This window comes from Amycolatopsis sp. ATCC 39116 (assembly GCF_000231075.2).
GTDB lineage: Bacteria > Actinomycetota > Actinomycetes > Mycobacteriales > Pseudonocardiaceae > Amycolatopsis_E > Amycolatopsis_E tucumanensis.
Genome location: NZ_AFWY03000071.1, coordinates 14,163 through 33,492 on the forward strand (window position 1 = coordinate 14,163; position 19,330 = coordinate 33,492).

The 19,330-nt window shown below is 72.5% G+C and carries 20 protein-coding genes and 1 pseudogene; 9 read left to right on the forward strand and 12 right to left on the reverse strand.

Annotated elements, in window-relative coordinates; genetic code table 11:
* Positions 1 to 255: 255 nt before the first annotated feature.
* Entirely contained in the window at positions 256 to 1,146 is an 891-nt protein-coding gene (gene aztC, locus AMY39116_RS0338435) for a zinc ABC transporter substrate-binding protein AztC (RefSeq protein ID WP_020422906.1), read from the forward strand.
* Between the two features lie 37 nt (positions 1,147 to 1,183).
* Positions 1,184 to 2,287 carry a zinc metallochaperone AztD gene (gene aztD / locus AMY39116_RS0338440; RefSeq protein ID WP_020422907.1) on the forward strand — a complete coding sequence of 368 codons (1,104 nt, stop codon included), beginning with the start codon at positions 1,184 to 1,186 and terminating at the stop codon, positions 2,285 to 2,287.
* A gap of 372 nt (positions 2,288 to 2,659) precedes the next feature.
* Here aztD and AMY39116_RS0338445 read toward each other — a convergent pair whose 3' ends face one another.
* A complete protein-coding gene (locus tag AMY39116_RS0338445) occupies positions 2,660 to 2,890 on the reverse strand; it encodes a hypothetical protein (RefSeq protein WP_027936604.1) in 231 nt (76 codons plus the stop codon).
* Between AMY39116_RS0338445 and AMY39116_RS0338450 the strand changes: the two are divergent.
* Positions 2,877 to 3,044, forward strand: a pseudogene (locus AMY39116_RS0338450) (TetR family transcriptional regulator); the annotation flags it as partial. The gene AMY39116_RS0338445 and the pseudogene AMY39116_RS0338450 overlap by 14 nt on opposite strands.
* A gap of 201 nt (positions 3,045 to 3,245) precedes the next feature.
* Here AMY39116_RS0338450 and AMY39116_RS0338455 read toward each other — a convergent pair.
* The 5 genes from AMY39116_RS0338455 to AMY39116_RS0338480 all read right to left on the reverse strand — a co-directional run bounded on the left by AMY39116_RS0338455 (position 3,246) and on the right by AMY39116_RS0338480 (position 7,485).
* Complete coding sequence (locus AMY39116_RS0338455; RefSeq protein ID WP_020422909.1) at positions 3,246 to 3,440, reverse strand: hypothetical protein; 195 nt, start codon at positions 3,438 to 3,440, stop codon at positions 3,246 to 3,248.
* Between the two features lie 610 nt (positions 3,441 to 4,050).
* The gene (locus AMY39116_RS46455; RefSeq protein ID WP_157358834.1) at positions 4,051 to 4,410 is read right to left on the reverse strand and encodes a hypothetical protein; all 360 of its coding nucleotides are present in this window, start codon (positions 4,408 to 4,410) and stop codon (positions 4,051 to 4,053) included.
* Positions 4,411 to 4,756: 346 nt separating this feature from the next.
* Positions 4,757 to 5,722 (reverse strand): catechol 2,3-dioxygenase, encoded by a 966-nt coding sequence (locus AMY39116_RS0338470; protein WP_020422912.1) that lies wholly within the window; start codon positions 5,720 to 5,722, stop codon positions 4,757 to 4,759.
* 18 nt (positions 5,723 to 5,740) lie between these two features.
* A complete protein-coding gene (locus AMY39116_RS0338475; protein ID WP_027936605.1) occupies positions 5,741 to 6,781 on the reverse strand; it encodes a 4-oxalomesaconate tautomerase in 1,041 nt (346 codons plus the stop codon).
* Positions 6,778 to 7,485, reverse strand: a complete 708-nt coding sequence (locus AMY39116_RS0338480; protein ID WP_020422914.1) for a 4-carboxy-4-hydroxy-2-oxoadipate aldolase/oxaloacetate decarboxylase — start codon at positions 7,483 to 7,485, stop codon at positions 6,778 to 6,780. Before AMY39116_RS0338480 ends, AMY39116_RS0338475 begins: the two co-directional genes overlap by 4 nt.
* A gap of 187 nt (positions 7,486 to 7,672) precedes the next feature.
* On the opposite strand from AMY39116_RS0338480, the gene AMY39116_RS0338485 reads away from it, so the two are divergent.
* Together AMY39116_RS0338485 and AMY39116_RS0338490 are read left to right on the forward strand one after the other, a co-directional pair.
* Complete coding sequence (locus tag AMY39116_RS0338485; RefSeq protein WP_164470612.1) at positions 7,673 to 8,956, forward strand: MFS transporter; 1,284 nt, start codon at positions 7,673 to 7,675, stop codon at positions 8,954 to 8,956.
* A gap of 464 nt (positions 8,957 to 9,420) precedes the next feature.
* The gene (locus tag AMY39116_RS0338490) at positions 9,421 to 10,215 is read left to right on the forward strand and encodes a DivIVA domain-containing protein (RefSeq protein WP_020422916.1); all 795 of its coding nucleotides are present in this window, start codon (positions 9,421 to 9,423) and stop codon (positions 10,213 to 10,215) included.
* 94 nt (positions 10,216 to 10,309) lie between these two features.
* On the opposite strand, the gene AMY39116_RS0338495 is transcribed toward AMY39116_RS0338490, so the two are convergent.
* Positions 10,310 to 11,089, reverse strand: a complete 780-nt coding sequence (locus AMY39116_RS0338495) for a glucose 1-dehydrogenase (protein WP_020422917.1) — start codon at positions 11,087 to 11,089, stop codon at positions 10,310 to 10,312.
* Between the two features lie 115 nt (positions 11,090 to 11,204).
* On the opposite strand from AMY39116_RS0338495, the gene AMY39116_RS0338500 reads away from it, so the two are divergent.
* Together AMY39116_RS0338500 and AMY39116_RS0338505 are read left to right on the forward strand one after the other, a co-directional pair.
* On the forward strand, positions 11,205 to 11,846 hold the full coding sequence (locus tag AMY39116_RS0338500; protein ID WP_027936606.1) for a TetR/AcrR family transcriptional regulator: 642 nt from the start codon (positions 11,205 to 11,207) through the stop codon (positions 11,844 to 11,846).
* A gap of 199 nt (positions 11,847 to 12,045) precedes the next feature.
* On the forward strand, positions 12,046 to 12,423 hold the full coding sequence (locus AMY39116_RS0338505; protein ID WP_020422919.1) for a DUF5994 family protein: 378 nt from the start codon (positions 12,046 to 12,048) through the stop codon (positions 12,421 to 12,423).
* A gap of 114 nt (positions 12,424 to 12,537) precedes the next feature.
* Here the strand turns inward: AMY39116_RS0338505 and AMY39116_RS0338510 are convergent, their stop codons facing one another.
* From AMY39116_RS0338510 to AMY39116_RS0338530, 5 genes are all read right to left on the reverse strand, one after another.
* Entirely contained in the window at positions 12,538 to 12,954 is a 417-nt protein-coding gene (locus AMY39116_RS0338510; RefSeq protein ID WP_020422920.1) for a DUF6292 family protein, read from the reverse strand.
* Between the two features lie 23 nt (positions 12,955 to 12,977).
* Positions 12,978 to 13,784, reverse strand: a complete 807-nt coding sequence (locus AMY39116_RS0338515; protein ID WP_020422921.1) for an oxidoreductase — start codon at positions 13,782 to 13,784, stop codon at positions 12,978 to 12,980.
* Positions 13,781 to 14,236 carry a nuclear transport factor 2 family protein gene (locus tag AMY39116_RS0338520; RefSeq protein WP_039792033.1) on the reverse strand — a complete coding sequence of 152 codons (456 nt, stop codon included), beginning with the start codon at positions 14,234 to 14,236 and terminating at the stop codon, positions 13,781 to 13,783. The genes AMY39116_RS0338515 and AMY39116_RS0338520 overlap by 4 nt, the downstream gene beginning before the upstream one ends.
* 852 nt (positions 14,237 to 15,088) lie before the next feature.
* Complete coding sequence (locus tag AMY39116_RS0338525) at positions 15,089 to 16,681, reverse strand: tannase/feruloyl esterase family alpha/beta hydrolase (RefSeq protein WP_027936607.1); 1,593 nt, start codon at positions 16,679 to 16,681, stop codon at positions 15,089 to 15,091.
* A gap of 87 nt (positions 16,682 to 16,768) precedes the next feature.
* The gene (locus AMY39116_RS0338530; protein ID WP_020422924.1) at positions 16,769 to 17,845 is read right to left on the reverse strand and encodes an isocitrate/isopropylmalate dehydrogenase family protein; all 1,077 of its coding nucleotides are present in this window, start codon (positions 17,843 to 17,845) and stop codon (positions 16,769 to 16,771) included.
* 51 nt (positions 17,846 to 17,896) lie between these two features.
* On the opposite strand from AMY39116_RS0338530, the gene AMY39116_RS0338535 reads away from it, so the two are divergent.
* The gene (locus AMY39116_RS0338535; RefSeq protein ID WP_020422925.1) at positions 17,897 to 18,313 is read left to right on the forward strand and encodes a MerR family transcriptional regulator; all 417 of its coding nucleotides are present in this window, start codon (positions 17,897 to 17,899) and stop codon (positions 18,311 to 18,313) included.
* Positions 18,310 to 19,230 (forward strand): aldehyde reductase, encoded by a 921-nt coding sequence (locus AMY39116_RS0338540; RefSeq protein WP_020422926.1) that lies wholly within the window; start codon positions 18,310 to 18,312, stop codon positions 19,228 to 19,230. Before AMY39116_RS0338535 ends, AMY39116_RS0338540 begins: the two co-directional genes overlap by 4 nt.
* Positions 19,231 to 19,330 lie beyond the last annotated feature (100 nt).

The following is a 19,330-nucleotide window of genomic DNA, read 5'->3' on the forward strand; positions in this document are numbered from 1 at the left end:
CGGAGCCGTGCTCACGCTGACCGCCGACGGCGTGCTGCACGCGCTGGACCCGGAAACCGGTGCGGAGACCGCGCGCCGTCCGTTGATCAGCGGTCCGGTCGATCCGGGCGCCGCGATCCACCTGGACACCAGCCGGGCGTACGTGAACGACGTCGCCGCGCGGGTCGTGCACGAGATCGACTACGCCGACAACCTGCGGATCGCCCGCACCCTGCCCACCGGCATCGCGCCGGCGCTGTTCGTGGAAACCGGACGATGAGGCGGCTGGTGGCCGCGCTGGCGGCGTTGCTGCTCGTGGCGGGCTGTGCCGGCGCCGGTGACCGGGCCGGGGTGGTCGTGACGACGAACATCCTCGGCGACGTCACCCGCGCGATCGCCGGAGACCAAACCGAGGTGACCGTGCTGATGCGGCCCGGCGCGGACCCGCACTCGTTCGCGTTGTCCGCGCAGGAGGCCGCGTTGCTGGAGGACGCCGGCCTGGTCGTCCACAACGGACTGGGCCTGGAGGAGGGCGTGGCGCGCAACGTCGACGCGGCCGTCCGGGCCGGTGTGCCGACGCTGGCCGCGGGCGAGGCCGCCGACCCCATTCCGTACGCCGGGGGCGAGCCGGACCCGCACTTCTGGACCGATCCGCGGCGGATGCGCGCGGTGGTGCTGGCGATCGCGGACGAGGTGGCCCGGGTGCCTGGGGCCGACGCGGCGGTCGTGCGGGCCAACGCGGACGCGTACGTGCGTGAGCTGGACGCGCTCGACGCGTGGATGGCCGAGCGCTTCGCCACGATCCCGGCCGAGCGGCGCAAGCTGGTCACCAACCACCACGTCTTCGGTTATCTCGCCCAGCGTTACGGCTTCGAGGTCGTGGGCGCGGTCGTGCCCAGCGGCACCACGCTCGCCTCGCCGAGCCCGTCCGACCTCGCCGAGCTGGCCGCGGCGATCCGCGCCGCCGGGGTGCCCGCGATCTTCGCGGACTCCTCGCAGCCCGACCGTCTCGCGCGGGTGCTGGCCGACCAGGCAGGAGTGCGCGTGCGGGTCGTCCCGCTGCACTCCGAGTCGCTCACCGCGCCCGGCGGGGGAGCGGCGACCTACCTGGAGCTGATGCGGTCCAACACCGACGCGATCGTCTCCGCACTTGCCGGTTCCCACTGAGAAAGGTTGTTCCGTGAAGAGAGTTGCACTGTCCATTGTGGCTGGCCTGGTGCTGGCCGGGTGCGGCACGAGCCCGTCCGCCGCGCCGGAGGTCACCGACCCGGTCGTGGTCACCTACGACGGCGGGATCCTGGTGCTCGACGGCGACACGCTCGAGCAGAAGGCGGACCTGCCGCTGGCGGGTTTCAACCGGCTCAACCCGGCCGGCGACGACCGGCACGTGATGGTGTCCACCGCGGAGGGCTTCCAGGCGCTCGACGCGGTGTCGGCGGAGCTGACGGACGTGAAGTTCCCCGGCGCGAAGCCCGGTCACGTCGTCCGGCACGCCGGGCGGACCGTGTTGTTCTCCGACGGCACCGGGGAGGTCACGGCGTTCGACCCGGCCGGGTTGTCCGGCGGGCAGCCGGCGACCGAGGTGTACCGGGCCGCCGAGCCGCACCACGGGGTCGCGATCGAACTGTCCGACGGGCGGCTCGTGGTGACGCTGGGCAACGAGGAGGAGCGGCGCGGCATCGCGGTCCTCGACGACGCGCGGAAGGAGCTCACGCGCAGTGAGGAGTGCCCCGGCGTGCACGGCGAGGCGACCGCGGCAGGCGAGGCGGTGGTCATCGGCTGCGAGAACGGGGTGCTCGTCTACCGCGACGGGGTGATCCGGAAGGTGACCAGCCCGACGGAGTACGGCCGGATCGGCAACCAGGCCGGTTCGGACGCGTCGCCGATCGTGCTGGGCGACTACAAGCAGGACGAGGACGCGGAGCTGGAGCGGCCGCGGCAGGTCTCGCTGATCGACACGGTGGCGGGGACGCTGAGGCTGGTCGACATCGGCACGAGCTACACGTTCCGCTCGCTGGCGCGCGGGCCGCAGGGTGAGGCGCTGGTGCTCGGCACCGACGGCGGCATCCGGGTGATCGACCCGGTGAGCGCGCAGATCGTGCGGACGATCCCGGTGACGGGGCCGTGGGAGGAGCCGCTGGAGTGGCAACAGCCCCGCCCGGCGATCTTCACCCGCGGCGCCGACGTGTACGTCACCGACCCGGCGACGCGGCAAGTGCACCTGATCGACCTGGCGACGGGGGAGAAGCGCCGGAGCGTAACGCTGCCCCACGAGCCGAACGAGCTCAGCGGGGTGGCAGGGCACTGACGACCGGGGCGGTCACCGGTCGGCGGCCGCCCCTGCCGCGGTGATCTGGCTGCCGCAGGCCGCCGACGCGGCCCCCGGTGGCCGCTGCCGCGGCGGGGCGCTCCGAGGACCGCTCGCGCCCTGGGGCGCCGCGGTCCGACCACCGCCGCAGCGGCAGCCCTGGCGCGGGCGGCCCTGCCGTGGGCGGCCCGCTCGCCCCTGCCGTGGGCCGTGCGGCTGCGCTGCCTCGGCGGCTCGTGGTGCCTGCCCGCACGGGCCACTGCGTCGATCTGGCCGCGGTTCGGGGCCCGTTGCCGTTTCCGCAGCCGCCGCTTGCCCGCAGTGCTGCCAGCCCGCCACAAGCCCACCGCTGCAGCCGGCCTCAACCCTCCACTAAGGACCTTCCAGCACCAGCTCCGCGGTCACGGCGTCCGCCGGGATCGTCGTCACCACCGGGCGGCCCGCGGCGCAAGTCAGTGGGTACTGCCCGGCGCTCACCCGCTCGAACTGGTACGTCCGGTCCGCGCCCGTCACCGCCGCGGCCACCGCCCGGCCGGACGCGTCCCGCAGCTCCAGCACCAGCCCGGCGACCGGGCGGCCCCCGTCGGCCGAGCGGAGCGCCATGATGCGTCAGCTGATGGTGCACATGAACGCGGAGCGGGAGCGCGCCCTCGCCGACGGAACCCCGACGCCGCGGCAAAACTGGCACGACGCGGCGACCGGCATGATCGACGCCATCGTGGGGATCTGGATGGCCCCGGTGACGCCCGCGTCCTGAGCCCGGCTTGCGGCGGCGCGGCCGGCTTGGGGCGGTGCGGCTGGCTTGCGGCGGTCCGGCGGGCTTGGAGCGGTCCGGCTGGCTTGCGGCGCGGCTGGCTTGCGGCGGCGCGGCTGGCTTGCGGCGGTCCGGCCGGCTTGGGGCGGTGCGGCCGCGTCGTGAGGTCGGGTGGTGACGGTCCGGTGGGCCCGGGGCGCAGACTCAGGTGTCGGACCCGCCGTTGTCCGACCCGCGCTCGCGCTCCCCGAAGCCCGGCGGCTCGCCGTAGCCGCGTGGCACCCGGTCGAACTGCCCGTAGCCGGGACGCCCGCCGTCATCGGAACCGGCGGTCGCCCGCCCGACCGTGAAGCCACCCACGCCCCCGAGGACGAGCACAGCCGCGGCGATCCCCGCCACGACGCCGACCCCCAGGCGGCGCTTCCCGGGCCGAGGAGAAGCGCCGGACGGCGCGTCAGGAACAACGGCCGCGGCGGCAGCCGCGTGTGCCGCCTGCGCGGGCGCAGCCCCGCGGGCGACTGGGGCGGGAGGTGTCGCCAAAGGCGTGCCCGGTGGTGCCTGCGTAGCCGCGGCTTCGCCTGCAGGCACCGCATGCGATGCCTGCGCGGGCGCGGTCCCGTCAGGGGCTGCGGCGGGAGGTGCGGCCCCCGCCGCAGGTTCGGCCGGGGTGGCGTGCGGTGCCTGCGTGGGCGCGGTTTCGCCCGATGCTGCGGCAGGAGGCGCCGCAGCATCGCCGGCCGGAGCCGCGGGCGGCGCTTGCGCAGGCGTGGTCGCATCGCCGGCCGGCGTGCTGGCGGATTCGTCGCGGGGCTTGTCGTCGTGCACGGGCGTCCTCCTGTCCGGGCTCACATCGTGCCGCGCCGGCCTGAGAGCACCCGCAGAACAACCTGTGCACCGGCTATGCGGGCGCGTCCTGGTGCGTCCGCGGCGTTGGCACGGCGACTGAGCCGGAACACTGGTCCAGCGCTCCCGGGCCGGGAAGGTAGGGCCGGGCCCGGGAGCGCCCGGCTCACCTTGTCAGCGATCGGGACCGCAGCGACCACAGGACCCCGGCCGCGAGCGGCAACGCGACGGCTTCCCGGGACGATGGCGCCAACGCCACCACCGCGGCCGCCGGGCCCGCGAGCAGGAAGGCCAGCCGGAACGTCGCGGACCAGCCGCTGAGAACCACGATCCCGGCCAGGCTTGTGCCATCAACCCCAGTGTGATGGCCGGTCATCGGGCGACCGTTGCGGCGCAGCAGTTGCCCTGCGGTGGGGTCCGGTTGGGCGTGGCGGCGGGCGCCGCCGTCGACGGTCGGATTGCCAGATCGGCGCACCAGTTGGTGCACGGTTGGGCGCTCCAGCGCGGACGGCTGGAGGACGCGCATCAGATGGCGTCGAGGTGGCTGGTGGCGCGGTAGGGTGCGCATGTTCTGTCTCGATCCAATCGTGAGTGGACAGGGCGAATCAGGCGCGGGCTCCTGTTGCCGCAGGGCCCGCGCCTCCATGTCGGCCCAGAGCTGCTGGGCCGTACGGGGCATCATGCACTAGTCACGGATGAATAATCCAGAACGACTCGCCGCCTTAGAGCGGCCAATTTGAGCGCAAATAATCGCGATCCTCAGATAATCTGAAATATCTGAACAAGATTCACGTCTCTGACTGGGCGCAAGTGAAAGGGGCCGCCCCGAAACGGGACGGCCCCGACGCAGCACGCTGCCCAACCGGACAGCCTCAAGCCTCCACGGGCGGCGTCCCGTGCGTGTGGAACGACTCGATCGTCTTCAGGCCCCACGCCTGCCCCTTCGCCCGCTCGGCCTCGGTCCACGTCACCGGCTCCCAGTCCGGCGCGAAGATCAGCCGCGCGGTCGGGTTGCACAGCTCGATCCGGTTGCCGCCCGGCTCGTAGACGTACAGGAAGAACGTCTGCTGGATCGCGTGCTTGTGCGGCCCGGTCTCGATGAACACGCCCTTGTCCAGCGCGATGTCCGCCGCGCGCAGGATGTCCTCCCGCGTGTCCGTCGCGAACGCGATGTGGTGCAGCCGCCCGGACGAGCGCGTCCAGTCATTGGTGTAGACCAAGTCGTAGGACTTCTGCGCGAAATGCGTCCACTGCCCGGAGATCACCCCGCTGTCGAGCCGGATCTGCTCGGTCACCCGCCCGCCGAGCGCGTCGCAGATGAAGCCGCCGTTCGCCGCCGCGTCCTGGGCCAGGTAGTTGACGTGGTCGAGCCGCCGCACGCACACCCCGCGCGCCGGGTACGCCTGGGCCTGGTTCTTCAGCGACGGCCGCAGGTGCTCGGGCGGGTCGTACTTCTCGGTCTCCCAGTAGATCTCCATCTCGTGCCCGTCCGGGTCCCGGAACACGTACGTCGGCCCGATCCCGGTGTCGCCGTCGGCCCAGCCGATGCCCAGCCCGCGTTCCTCGATCGCCGCGACCCGCCGCTTCAGCGCGGCCTCGCTCGACGCGCGCATCGCGGTCCGCCCCACGCCCGAGGTCTTCGCGGCGGTCAGCTTGACGCTGTGGTGCTCGTAGTCGTCCCACGTGCGCAGGTAGACGGAATCGCCCCGCGAGCCGTTCTCGGTCAGGCCGAGGACGTCGACGAAGAACTCCAGGCTCTTCTCCGGTTCCGGGGTGAACAGCTCGACGTGGCCGAGGTGCGCGATCTCGTGCCGGGGCGAGGGTTCGAGGTGGGGCATCGGTGCCTTCCAGGATTGTCAGGGACGGGGAAAAACGGTGCCGTCGAACAACTTCCGCGCGGTGCGGATGACGGTCGAGCGCGCCACGCGCGGCCCGGGCGCCAGTTCGACGCCGACCTCCAGCGTGCCGCTCGGGTGCTCGACACCGACCGGCGAACCGGGCGGCGGCGCGGCGAACAGCTCGTGCCCGGCCGCGCCGTCCAGCATCAGCGCGGTCACCACGCTCACCGCGCCCAGCACACCGATCGACGGGTGCGGGCGCAGCGGGATGAACGTCCGGGTGCAGATGGCGCCGCCGTCACGCGGCGCGGCCACCAGCGTCGTCTTCGGCACCGACGCGCCGCTGACGTCGCCGAGCCCCATCCGCTTCCCGGCTTCCAGCCGCAGGTCCTGGATCCGGCCGGCCAGCCCGGTCAGCTCGTCCGCCGCCTCGTAGCCGGTGATCCCGAAGTCCGCGGCGCGCGCCACGACGACCGGCATCCCGTTGTCCACACAGGTCACCGGGATGCCGCCGATCTCGTCGACGACGTTCCCGGTGGGCAGCAGGCTGCCGCACACCGACCCCTCGGTGCCGGTGAACTCCAGCTCGACCGGCGCGGCGGTGCCGGGCACGCCGGAGATCGCCGTAGTGCCGCTGTAGTCGACCCGGCCGCCGGGCGTGGCGAACGTCGCGACCGCGATCGAGTCGGTGTTGACCATTCGCACGCGCACGCTAGTGCGGTCGCCGCCGGCGGGCACCAGGCCGCGCTCGACGGCGAACTGGCCGACCCCGGCGAGCAGGTTCCCGCACGTCTGCCGGTCCGAAACGGTCGCATCCTCGATGCCGACCTGCAGGAACAGGTAGTCGACGTCCCGGTCGCCCCCGGCGGGGGAGACGATCGCGACCTTGCTGGTGACCGGCTGCGCGCCGCCGAGCCCGTCGAGTTGCCGCGGGTCGGGCGTGCCCATGATCCGCAGCAGCAGGTCGTCGCGCTCGGCGGGATCCGCGGGCAGGTCGGAGGCGACGAAATACGCGCCCTTGGACGTGCCGCCGCGCATCAGCATGCAGCGCACACTCATTCGCGCTCCAGCTTCGCGTACTCCTCGGCGGTCAGGTACCGGACGCCGAGATCGGCGAGCTTCTCCCGCAGCCCGTAGCGGTCCAGCCCCAGCTCGCCGGCGCGGAACGCCTGCCGCGTGGCCTCTTCCTTGTCCGCGCGGGCCTGCGAAGCCCGTAGCCCCTCGCCGACGAGTTCGCGCGGCACGCACAGCACACCGTCGTCGTCGGCCAGGATCGCGTCGCCGGGACGGATGGCCTGCCCGCCGATCACGACCGGGACGTTCACCGCGCCCGCGGTCGCCTTCACCGTGCCCTGCGCGCTCACCGCGGCCGACCACACCGGGAAACCCATCGCCCGCAGGTCCGCGACGTCGCGCACCCCGGTGTTGATGACGAGCCCGCGCACCCCGCGGTGCTGCAACGCGGTGGCGAACAGCTCGCCGAACAGCCCGTCCCGCGAGGGCGACGTGGTCGTGACGACCAGGACGTCGCCGGGGCGGCACTGCTCGACCGCGGCGTGGATCATCAGGTTGTCGCCCGGCCAGCACAGGGCCGTCACAGCGGTGCCGCCGATGCGGGCGCCGTCCTGGATCGGCCGCAGATCCGGGCCGAGCAGGCCCGTGCGGCCCAGCGCCTCGTGCACGGTCGCGACGCCGAACTCCGCGAGCGCGGCGACGTCGTCGCCGTCGGCGCGGGGCGGGTCGGTGACGATCACCTTGTTCACGCCGGGACCTCCTCGGCGCCGGTTGCCTGCTGTGGCATGGCTTCCTCTCCTCGCTTCGGCTCGTGCTCCAGCCAGCATGCTTTTTGCGGCCAAAATTGTCAACAATCTTGTGCGCACGATCGTGCACCGGGTACTTTCGCCGTCACTTTCCACTGGCTCGACGACGAGAGGGACACCGATGTCCGTGATGGAACAGAGGGATCCGGCGATCGCCCGGCTGTCGGTCCGGGTCACGGCCCTGTGCTGGGTGCTCGTGCTGCTGGACGGGCTCGACCTGTTCGTCAACGGCGCGACCCTGCCCGGGGTGCTCGCGGACGAGGGCTTCGGCCTGACCGCCGTGACCGGCGGGACGATCGGCAGCCTCACCACGTTCGGCATGCTGCTCGGCGCGCTCGGCTCCGGGATCGTCACCGACCGGATCGGCAGGCGGAAGATCATCCTGACCGGTGTCGTGGTCTTCTCGCTCGCCTCCGCGGCCTGCGCGGTGGCGCCGTCGGTCGAGGTGTTCGGCGCCGCCCGGTTCGTGGCCGGCGTCGGCCTCGGCGGGCTGCTGCCGTCGGCGATCGCGATGGTCATGGAGTACGCGCCGCCGTGGCGCCGGAACCTGAGCGTGACCATCGTGATGACCGCGCACCAGGCGGGCGGCGCGATCGCCGGCGCGCTCGCGATGTCGGTGGTGGAGTCGCTGGGCTGGCGCTCGGTGTACTGGCTCGGCGCGCTGCCGCTGCTGGTGGTGCTGCCGGTGGTCCACCTGATGCTGCCGGAGTCGATGACCTACCTGCTGGCCAGGGGCCGGCGGGCGCGAGCGCAGGCGATCGCCGACCGCCACGGGGTCGCGCTCGAGCCGTTCGAGCCGGAGCGGACCGAGCAGCGGCCGGGCAGTCTGCGCGCGTTGTTCACCTCGTCCGTCGCGCTCACCACGATCCTGTTCTGGATCGCCTCGTTCGGCGGGTTGCTGCTGGTCTACGGCGTGAACACCTGGCTGCCGACGATGATGCGCGGCAACGGCTACCAGCTCGGGTCCGCGGTCAGCTTCCTGCTGGTGATCAACGTCGGCGGTATCGCGGGCATGCTCGTCGCGGGGCGGCTGGCGGACCGGTTCGGGGCGCGGCCGGTGGCGATCCTGTGGTTCGCGTTCACCGCGGCCGGGGTCGGGCTGCTGGCGATCAGGATGCCGCTGCCGCTGACCTACGTCGTGGTGTTCCTGACCGGCGGCTGGCTGTTCAGCGCGCAGACGCTGATCTATTCCAGCGTCGGCGCCCACTACCCGGCCGGCGTGCGCGCGACGGCGCTGGGCGGGGTGTCCGGCATCGGGCGGTTCGGCGCGGTCTTCGGGCCGTGGCTGGGCGGCGTCCTGGTGGCGACCCGGCTGTCCGGGCTCGGGTTCGCGGTGTTCGCCGTCGCGGGCCTGCTCAGCGCCGCGATGGTGGCGCTGGTGCGCAAGCCGTCGGTCGTGGCGGGCGCCGGGTAGGCGGTCCCCGGGGCACGCGGGTTGAACCACCGGGGACCTGGTCGGCGTCGCTGCCCGGGCAATGACGAGACCTGGGTCCACTGTCCTCCGGCTCGCGCAGGCGCGGTAGGGGGCACCGCGTAGGCGGCGAGGACACGTCGACAGCGTCCGATCCCGGTGAACGGGTTCTCCTTGTCGCCTCGGTGCACCTCTACCGCGCCGCGCTGCACCCGGACGGCCCGCGGGTCTCGCAGGAAGCGTGATACCACCCGTACCGGTGACCGTGGCCGGTCTCGTGCTCACGGCGGGCAGTCGCTTCCGGGTGTTCCGGGCCGTCGGCCGCACGAACGGACTGCGCGGAACGCCCGGTCGTCACGGTGCGATGGCCGGTGGCTGTGCCGCGAGGGTGGCCGGCACGCGTTGATCTTCAGCCGAAAGGGGAACAGCCGTTTGCAGGGGCAGGCGGCGCGATCGAGACTCGGGGCATGGTCAACAGCGGTGGCAATGACATCCTGGCCGATCGCGAGATCGACTTCTCGTCGGCTCTGCGTGGTTACGACCGCCGGGAGGTCGACGCCTACATCCGCCGGCTGCGCGCGCGGGCTGGGCACCTGGCGAGCGAGCTGGAGGAGAAGGAGCGGCGCCTGTCCGAGCTGGGCGGTGACACGTCGGTGCCGCTGCAGGTGGTGGGCTCCGGCAACATCGGCGCCCGCGTCGAGCGGATCATCGCCCAGGCCGAGCTGGAGGCGCGGGAGATCCGCGAACAGGCCGAAAAGGACGCCGCGGAGATCCGCAAGGCGTACGAGGACCAGGCCGACGAGGCCCGCCGCCAGCGCGAAGACCTGGCGAAGCAGGCCAACGAGGAGGCGCTGGCGATGATCCGCCGGGCCGAGCAGGAGGTCGAACGCCTGCGCGGCACCCGGCAGACGCTGCTCGCGCAGCTGGTGCGGATCGGCGAGATCATCGACTCGGCGGCTGAGCAGGCGGCGCGCACCCCGGAGCTCCACCCGCCCGCACTGCCGTTGCTGCCGGCCGGGACCGAGGAAGCGGTCGCGGCGGAGTCCGATGAGGACGATGCGGTCGCCGAGGTCGTGGAAGCGGAGACCGCCGAGGCGCCGGAGTGCGATGTGGACGAGACCGAGACCCCTGCGGACGAGATCCCGGACGCGCCGGAGCCCCGCAAACCGGCCGAAACGGGCAAGATCAGCCCCGCGATCCTGGCGGCGAAGGCCCGTCGCCAGGCGAAGCAGGAGAAGGCCGCCGCGGCGGCCGAGAACTGACTCCCGGCCCGGCAAGAGGGGTGCGGCGCGAGGCGTCGCACCCCTTTTCTGGTTGGTCTGGGACCGCCGCGTCAGCTCGCCGGATGTCCATTGCTCATGCGGCCTCGGCCGGAAGGGCGGGGCCGAGGAGGAGTCCACCGTCGACGACGTACTCCGACCCCGTGATGAACGACGCGTCAGAGGACGCGAGGAACAGCAGAAGCCGGGTTACGTCGGCCGGCTCACCGAGCCTCGGGATGGCGAACGGCTCGGGGGAGTAGAAGTCGGCGATCGCCGCGGTGGCGCCGGCTGCTGGTTCGTTGATGAAGGGGGTCGAGATCACGCCGGGGTGGATGGCGTTCACCCGGATGTGGTCGCGGCCGAGTTCGAGTGCTGCTGTTCGGGTGAGGCCTCGCACGGCCCACTTGCTGGCGACGTACGGCGCGTAGTGCGCCGTGCCGCCCAGGCCCATGGTCGAGCCGATGTTGACGATGGCTCCTCCTCCCGCGTCGCGCAGAGCGGGGGCGGCGACCTTAATGCCGAGGAAGGTCCCGGTGAGGTTGACGTCGAGGATGCGCGACCACGTGGCCAGGTCCGTGTCTGCGATGGTCGCGGGCGGATTCTGCACGCCCGCGTTGTTCACGAGCACGTTCAGGGCGCCGAAGGCGTTCTCGGCGGCCAGCACAGCGGCGGACCACGAGCTCTCGTCGGTGACGTCCAGGCGAATGAAGCGAGCGCGGGCCCCGAGCTCATCGGCGAGAGCGGCGCCGCGTCGCGCGTCGATGCCGCCGATCACCACGTTCGCTCCCTCCGCGTGGAAGGCGCGCACGTGGCTCGAGCCCTGGCCGCCGGTCCCGCCGGTCACGAGCACGGTCTGGTTGTCGAAGCGGGGCATCGGATGTTCCTCCGGTACGGGGGCGACGAGTGGTGAGCCGGTCGACTCACCATCCACTTCGACACTAGGTTGGCCGCAGTGGTGAGTCAAGCCACTCGCCTCGTATGCTCGGTTCATGAGCAGGGCCGTGACGACCTATCACCAGCGCGTCGCCGAGGAGAAGCGCGCGCTGATCGTGACGGCCGCGACCGCGCTGTTCCTCGAGCTGGGCTACGACCGGACGTCGCTGGCGCGGATCGCGGAGCGCTCGGGCGTCTCGCGGGCCACCTTGTTCAAGCAGTTTCCGAGCAAAGCCGCCCTGTTCGACGCCATCGTGACCGAGTCCTGGTCGGCCGCCGACGAGGAGGAGCCACCGCCGGCGGGCGACATCGTCAACGGGCTGACCACCATCGGCCGACGGTACGCGGAGTTGCTGGGCCGTCCCCGGATGACCGATCTGTTCCGGATCGTCATCGCCGAGCTGCCGCGGTTCCCCGAACTCGCCAACGCGCAGTTCTCGCACGGGAAGATGCCCTACTTCGAGTCCGTGCGCAGCTATCTCCTGGCCGAGCACGAGGCGGGAACGGTGCGGATCGAGGATGTGGACCTCGTGGCCACTCAGTTCCTGGGCATGATCTCCAACTACGTCTTCTGGCCGAAGCTCCTGGTGCCGGGCTGGGAGGTGAGCGCCGACCGCGTGGCTCAGGTCGTCGACGAGGCCGTGCGCACCATCGCCGCCCGCTACGCGACGACCGGACCCGCCGCTGGTTCCTGCTAAGTACATTGTGGACCTCTGGGAATGGCTCGTCCCCCTTTCCGGTGTCCGTGCGCGGAAATCCGCTCGCGGACGCCGCCATCGGGCGCTGGAGGGTGTAGCGTCAAGGGGGTCGAGAGCATCTCGCGCGCGGGCGGTCAAGCCGGCGCCGTTCTCGCCGCTGAAGCCGACCCGGTCACGGGCCGGGGGCAGGAGCACCGGCATGTCGTCGGGCCCGCACGTTCGCACCACCACCCCGAAGGCCGGTATGGCCGCCGGGCCGCCGCGGCTGAAACTCCGAGCGAGTCAGAACCCGTCGGCGCCCACCCCGGGGTACGTCGACGGGGCCTGGTGGCCACGGTCGCGAGACCTGTCCGCGGAGCTGCCGGCACTGCGTGCGGTGCTGGCAGCCCGCCTGGGGCCGATCGACCGGATCGCCTACCACGCGACCGCTTGGGACCCCGCGGTGCGCCACTTCGACCGGCGAGGCTCGCTGGCCCCGGTCGTCGGCTACCGCAGGCAGGAGTCGGACACGGTGGACGTGACCACCTCGGCGGGTGACCGCCTGGTGCTGGTGGTGGTGCCGCCCGCCCGGTCCTAGGTTCTGCGTACCGCGCCAGCCGCGTGGCGCGCTGGCTGCGGTTGCCGCCTGTTCGGGCACGGTGGACGTGACGACTTCGGCGGGTGATCGGCCCGTCCTGGTGGTGCCGCCCGCCTAGGGCTCCACGTACCGCGCCAGCCGCGCGGCGAGTTCGGTGCGGCCGACGTCCACGGCGAACACCGGGCGGGGCGCGTCGGAGCGGTCCGCGGCGATCACCTCGGTCACGAACCGCGCCACGGCCGCCGGTTCCGGGACCACGTCGTCCCCGGCGAACCAGGCCAGCACCATCGGCGTCTCGCCCGGCTCGGTCTCCACGGCCACCGCCCAGCCGCTGCGTTCGCTCCACACCAGCATCAGGTCCTCGGCCGGCCGGGTCGGCCACCGCCGGGTCAGGCCCAGGTACGCGGTGGCCGTGTCGCTGAGCTCGAACGAGGTCGCTTCCGCCGGCACGCCGACGGCTTCGGCGACTGCCCGCAGGTATCCGGCGAGTCCGCGGCTCAGTTCGGTCAGGCCGGCGGCGGGAGAATCCATGTGCCCAGCCTAGTTGGGCCGCGTCAGCTCCTGAGCTGCTCGGCCAGGAACCGGCGCAGCGGTTTCGGCGGGCGGCCGGTCAGGCGGTGCACGGTGCCAGTCACGCGGTCCTCGCTGCCGTGCCGGATGCCCTCGTCCAGGGCGGCGAGGGCGGCCGCGAAGTCGGCCGGGTAGCCCGCGGCCACGAAGCGGTCCGCCAGCTCCGCCGTCCCGACGCTGGTGTGGCGCACCTCGGCGCCGGTCACCTCGCTGTAGATCGCGGCGGCTTCGGCGTAGCTGATGGCCTCCGGGCCGGTGATCACGTGCTCGTCGCGGCCGCACTCGTCGGCCAGCAGCAGCGCGGCGGCGGAGGCCGCGATGTCGGCGGCGTCGATGAACGCGACCCGCCCCTCGCCGGTCGCGGTCACGATCTCGCCGCGGGACCGGATGCCCTCGGCCACCGGGTGGTCGCCGGTGAAGTTCTGCATGAACCACGAGGGCTTCAGCACGGCGAGCTCCGGCATGATCTCCCGGACCGCGCTGTCCACCCGGCCCAGCCCCGGATCGCCGGTCGCCACCGCCGACGAGCTGAGCAGCACGACGCGGCGCACCCCCGCTTCCCGGGCACGCTCGAGGAACGGGCGCACGAGCGGCTCCGGCTCGGCGACCCCGACCGGCGCGACCAGGTACATGCGCTCCACGCCGTCCAGTACGGCGTCGTGGGTGGCCGGGTCGGACCAGTCGAACCCGGTGCGCCTGCTCGCCGCGCGGACCGTCGCACCCGCCTCGGTGAGCAACTGCACGAGGGGACGCCCGGTGTTCCCGGACGCGCCCGTGACCAGGACTTTCACTGAGCACCCTCCTGCATGGCGACCAGTTCGCCGAGCCGCCCGAGAGCGTGCCCGGCGGCGAGCGGACTCCAGTAGTCCCGCAACGACTCGATACCGTCGGCGCCCACGCGGACCACGTTGACGTACCGAATCCGGTAGGGCCGCCCGGTGCGCAGCGCCGTGCCGTCGACCTCCCACTCGACGATCAGCACGTCCGGGTCGGTGGTTTCGTGGCGGGTCTGGGACGTGATCGCCTTGATGTCGACGTTGTCGGTGTAGTCGCGCACGTACTCGCGCACCGCCTCCCGGCCCTGGAGGGTGGGCCACCCGGGCGGCGCGAAGGGGAACTCCATGACCCCGCCGGGCGCGAAGACGTCGGCGAAGCCGTCCATGTCGTGCGCCAGCACGCGCTCGTGAAGGCGATCCACAGCCTCATGAGCGCGACGGCGCCGGTCCTCGGGAGAGAGAGTCATGACAACGCTCCTCAGATGGTCGGGACGATACCGTCTCGTCCATCATAGCCCCGGTGGGTGCTAATCCACCTCGCGGCCGGGAGGTGGCAGCGGGGGTGGATTGGCTGCATGTGGGGGCGGGTGCGGCTGGCGTGGCGGAGGGTGGCAGCGGGAGTGGGCTTTGCGCTGGGGCGGGTGCGACTGGCGTGGCGGGAGTGGACTTTGTGCCGGGGCGCGCTCGGCCCGCATGGCGGGGCGGGAGGTGGCAGCGGGAGTGGGCTTTGCGCCGGGGCGGGTGCGGCTGGCGGGGCGGGAGGTGGCAGCGGGAGTGGGCTTTGTGCCGGGGCGCATGCGGCCCGCATGCCGGGAGCCGGTAGCGGGAGTGGGCTGGCTATATGTCGGGGCGGCCCGTATGGCGGTGCGGTAGTTGGAGCGGAGTGGCTGTGTGTGGGCGTGCTCGGTTCGCGTGGTGGGGGGCGGTGGTGGGAGTGGAGTGGCTGTGCGGGGGCGTGCTCGGTCCGTGTGGCGGGAGTCGGCAGCGGAAGCGGACCGACCAACGGACCGGCCTTCTCTGCTCTCGCAACCGCCGGCCGGCAACGCAAGAAGACCGACTACCCCAACCAGACCTCCCCCGCCCCCGATCCACAGCCGATCTTTAGTCGCCGACCAGCCGTGTCAAGGCACGCTTTCCCGCCTTGACACGGCTGCTCGGCGACTGACACACACTCAGGGAGAGGGGGCGGGGGTGGTCGGAAGGTGACCTTCCGAGCGCCGTGAGGCGCACCGCCCACAGGGCGGAAAAAGATCAAAAGAGAGTCCTCGCCGCACGGGCAGGCGACGGGATGACCACCCGGCTCGGGTTGGGTGCGAAGATCACCCGGTGCAGGTGAAGCTTGCCGCTGCGGCCGGGTCGCCTCCCCGGTAGCGGGGCCAGGCCGGGTATTCGCACAGTGGGCGGGCTCGGCCGGTGGTGGCGTCGGTGACCACCGGGTCGACGGGCGCCTCCCGGTGTTCAGCCCAGTTTTCCAGTGCGGTCAGCGAATCCCACGCGGCTGGGAAGGCCGCGCTGACGTTCGCGTGGTTCGCGCCGGGGATGAGATAGAACCTCGCGAAGGCGTCCGTCGCCCGCTTGCCCAGTGTGCGCTCCACCCGCTCGAAGTAGTCCACTGTGGACCGGTGGCTGACCAGCTCGTCCGCTGTTCCGTGCAGCATCAGGAGTTTGCCGCCGGCCCGGGCGAACCGGCTCAGGTCCGGGTTGTTCACGTCCTGCAGCCCGGCCAGCTCGGCGATCCGCTCCCGCCACGGGCCCGGGTGGCGCGGATCCACCGACAGGGCGTCGAAGCCGGGGTCGCGGGTCACGAAGTACCGCACCCACTGGTCCCAGAACTGGACACCGTAACCAGCGGCGGTCGGCATCGGGGTGGTGGGGGCCACCGTGCCCATGCCGAGCAGCGGGGTGGTCATCGCGGCGCCGGACAGGAACGGGAAACCCGGATAGCCGCGCTCGCCGCTGTCCAGGTGGTAGTTCCACCGCAGCGGAGACGAAATCGCCTTGACCGCGCGGATCTGCGCGTCCGACAGGCACGTGTCGCCCGTGTCCGCGCCGTCGGGGCAGCGCAACGACCTAGGATCGAACCGGCAACCGGGCTCGTTCGAGATCACGCCGTCGCGCAGGCCGTCGAGGCCGTCGCAAGCCTGAATGACACTGCGGTACAACAAGGTTTGCTTGGCGGGATTGGGGAACGCGCCGGGCTGCGACAGCACCTGCGCCTCGTAACCGAAGAACAGGTCCAGGCTCGCCGCGTTCCACGCCGGGTACGCCGAGATCACGCCGTCGAAATCCGCGGGCCACCGTTGCGCCACGGCCAGCGCCTCACGGCCACCGGTCGAGCCGCCCGCGAAATAACTGTGCGACGGGCGCGCCGAATACCTCTCGGCGATCAGGAACATCGCGGCATCACGGGTCTTCTTCAGCGCGTCACCCGAGAAGTTGCGCACCGCCTCGTCGTTCACCCCGAACGAGCCGTCGAGCGAGGTCGCCGGGACGTGCGCCGGCGAGGCCTGGTGACCGGAGTCGCTCGCGAACGTCGCGTAACCGCGCGCCAGGGGAGTGGGCCCGCCGACCGGTCCGAACGGGACGTTGCCCGCCACGTTCGGGATCGTGCCGTTGTAACCGCCGCCGCCGAACATCAGCGCCTTGCCGTTCCACTCCGCGGGCAACGCGACGCGCATCCGGATGTCCGGCGCCGCCGGGTCGACCGGGTGCAGCGCCGCGTCCACCTGGCAGTAGGTGCCCGTGACCTGGGCCGACGTCACCGTGCCGCCGCTGGTCGGCAGGCCGATCGCGGCGGCCGGGATCGCGAGCCCCGCCAGCCCGGCGCACGACGCGGCCGGATCCGCCTGCGCCGGCGCCGCGAGTGCCGCGGCCGCCAGCGCCGGGACGAGCACGGCAACAGACCTTCTCATGGGCGATCCTCCCTGCGCACCGTTGCGAGATCGCCAGGGTAGGCAGCGCCCGGGACGGTCCACCATGTCGGCGGACCACAGCGTCGGTCAGCCCGTCATGTGCTTGATCGACACCACCACGGCGTCGGTGAACGCTCGGGTGCCTGCCGAGCCGCCGAGGTCCGGTGTCGTCACGCCGCCGCGGATCGTGTCGGCGACCGCCTCGCGGATGGTGCTCGCGACCCGGGCCGGCGCCGGGTCGTCGTGGCGCTCGCCCAGCCACTCCAGCAGCATCGCGGCCGACAGGATCATCGCCACCGGGTTCGCCACGTCCCGCCCCGCGATGTCCGGCGCGGAACCGTGCGTCGCCTGCGCCATCCCGCGCGTCGCCGACACGTTCACCGACGGGGCGATGCCGAGCGAGCCCGCGATCTCCGCGGTCAGGTCGGACAGGATGTCGCCGAACATGTTCTCGGTGACGATCACGTCGAACTCCGGCGCGCGCCGCACCAGGGCGGCGGCCATCGCGTCGATGTGCGCGTCGCCGACCTCGACGTCCGGGTACTGCCGCGCCACCTCGCGGCACACGTCCAGGAACAATCCGCTGGTCAGCCGTAGGACGTTCGCCTTGTGCACCACAGTCACCCGGCGCCGCCGTTGCCGCGCCAGCCGGAACGCCTCGTGCGCGATCCGCTCCACCGACTCGCGGGTGAAGATCGCGTGCGCGATCGCCACGTCCGGCGTCGGCATGAACTCGCCGGCCCCGGCGAAGGTGTTGCGGTCGGCGTAGAAACCCTGGGTGTTCTCCCGCACGATCACCAGGTCGGTGCCCGGGACCAGCGCTCGCGCCCCGTCGAACGCCCTGGCCGGGCGGATGTTGGCGAACAGGTCGAAGTGCTTGCGCAGGAACCCGCTCGGGTTGAGCCGTGAGCGGTGCGGCTCCGGGTAGGACGCGTTGTCGTGCGGGCCGAGCAGCCAGCCGTCCACACCGGACAGCGCCTCGACCGTGGAATCCGGTAGGGGAGTGCCGAACTCGTCGATTGCCGATCGGCCCACCGGCAGCGGTACCCATTCGATGTCGAGTTCCCGCGCCGCCGCGTCCACCACGCGGACCGCCGCCTGCACGATCTCCGGCCCGATGCCGTCCCCGTCCATCACCCCGAGGCGGTACGTGTCCTGCGTCATGTCAGCCCTTCCCTTGACTTCAAGCGCTTCAACTATCCGACACTGGCCGGTATGAGCACGATCCAGGAGGTCTCCCGGCGCAGCGGACTGCCGGAACCCACCCTGCGTTACTACGAGAAGATCGGCCTGATCGGGCCGGTCGACCGCGACGAGTCCAGCGGGCACCGCCGGTACCCGCCCGAGCTGGTCGAGACCATCGAGGCGCTCGGCTGCCTCCGCTCGACCGGCATGAGCCTGGCCGACATGCGGGTCTACCTGCGCCACCTCGACGGCGGCGACCCGGCCGAGCAGCGCGACCTGTTCGCCCGCAACGTCGAACGGCTGGACGCCGAGATCGAGCGGCTGCGGGTGCGCCGCGACTACCTGCGGCTCAAGGCCGAGCTGTGGGACGCGCGGGATCGCGGCGACGCGGCCGCCGAAGAACGGGCCGTCGACGAGATCCGGGGCCTGCTGCCCCGGCTGAAGTGACCGCGCGCGGCCCCGTCCTGGTCACGGGCGGGACGGGGTTCGTCGGCACGCACGTCATCGCCCGCCTGCTGCGCGACGGGTGGGCCGTGCGGACGACGGTCCGGTCGACTGATCGGGCCGGGGAGGTGCGCGAGGCGGTCGGCGGGGACCCCGAGTTCGCCGTCGCCACCCTGGACAGCGACGCGGGCTGGGCGGAGGCGGCCGACGGCTGCGAGTACGTGCTGCACGTCGCCTCCCCGTTCCCGGCCGACGACCCGGCCGACGAGGACGAGGTGATCCGCCCGGCGCGGGACGGCGCGGTGCGGGTGCTCCGCGCCGCCCGGGACGCGGGGGTGCGGCGCGTGGTGCTGACCTCGTCGTTCGCCGCCGTCGGATACAGCGGCACGACCCGCGGCTTCTACGACGAGACCGACTGGACCGACCCGGCGGACGACAACACCGCGTACGTGAAGTCGAAGGCCGTCGCGGAGCGGGCGGCGTGGGATTACGCGCGCGACGGCGGGCCGGAGCTGGCGGTGATCAACCCGACCGGCATCTTCGGGCCGGTGCTGAGCCCCCGGCTGTCCACCTCGACCGGCCTGATCAAGGCGATGCTGGAGGGGACGATGCCGGTGGTGCCGAGGTCGTACTTCGGCGTGGTCGACGTCCGCGACGTGGCCGACGCGCACGTGCGCGCGATGACCGCGCCGTCGGCCGCCGGCGAGCGGTTCCTCGTGAGCAGCGGACCGGCGATGAGCTTCGTGCAGATCGCCGAGCTGCTGGGCGTGGCGGTGCGCGAGGCTCCCGGCGAGGCCGAGGTGCCGGTGATCCGCACGGACAAGGCGCGGGAGGTCCTGGGCTGGGTACCCCGCGACCCCGCGACGACCATCCGCGAGACGGCGGAGAGCCTGCGGCGGTCGGGCCTGCTCGGGAGCTGAGGCCGGAGCCGTGGACCGGGCAGTGTGCGCGGCTGGGGTGTTCGCCCGGGTCGACGGGGCGCGGCGGGCGCGGGCGTGGGGCTGGGGTGCGGGGGGGGGG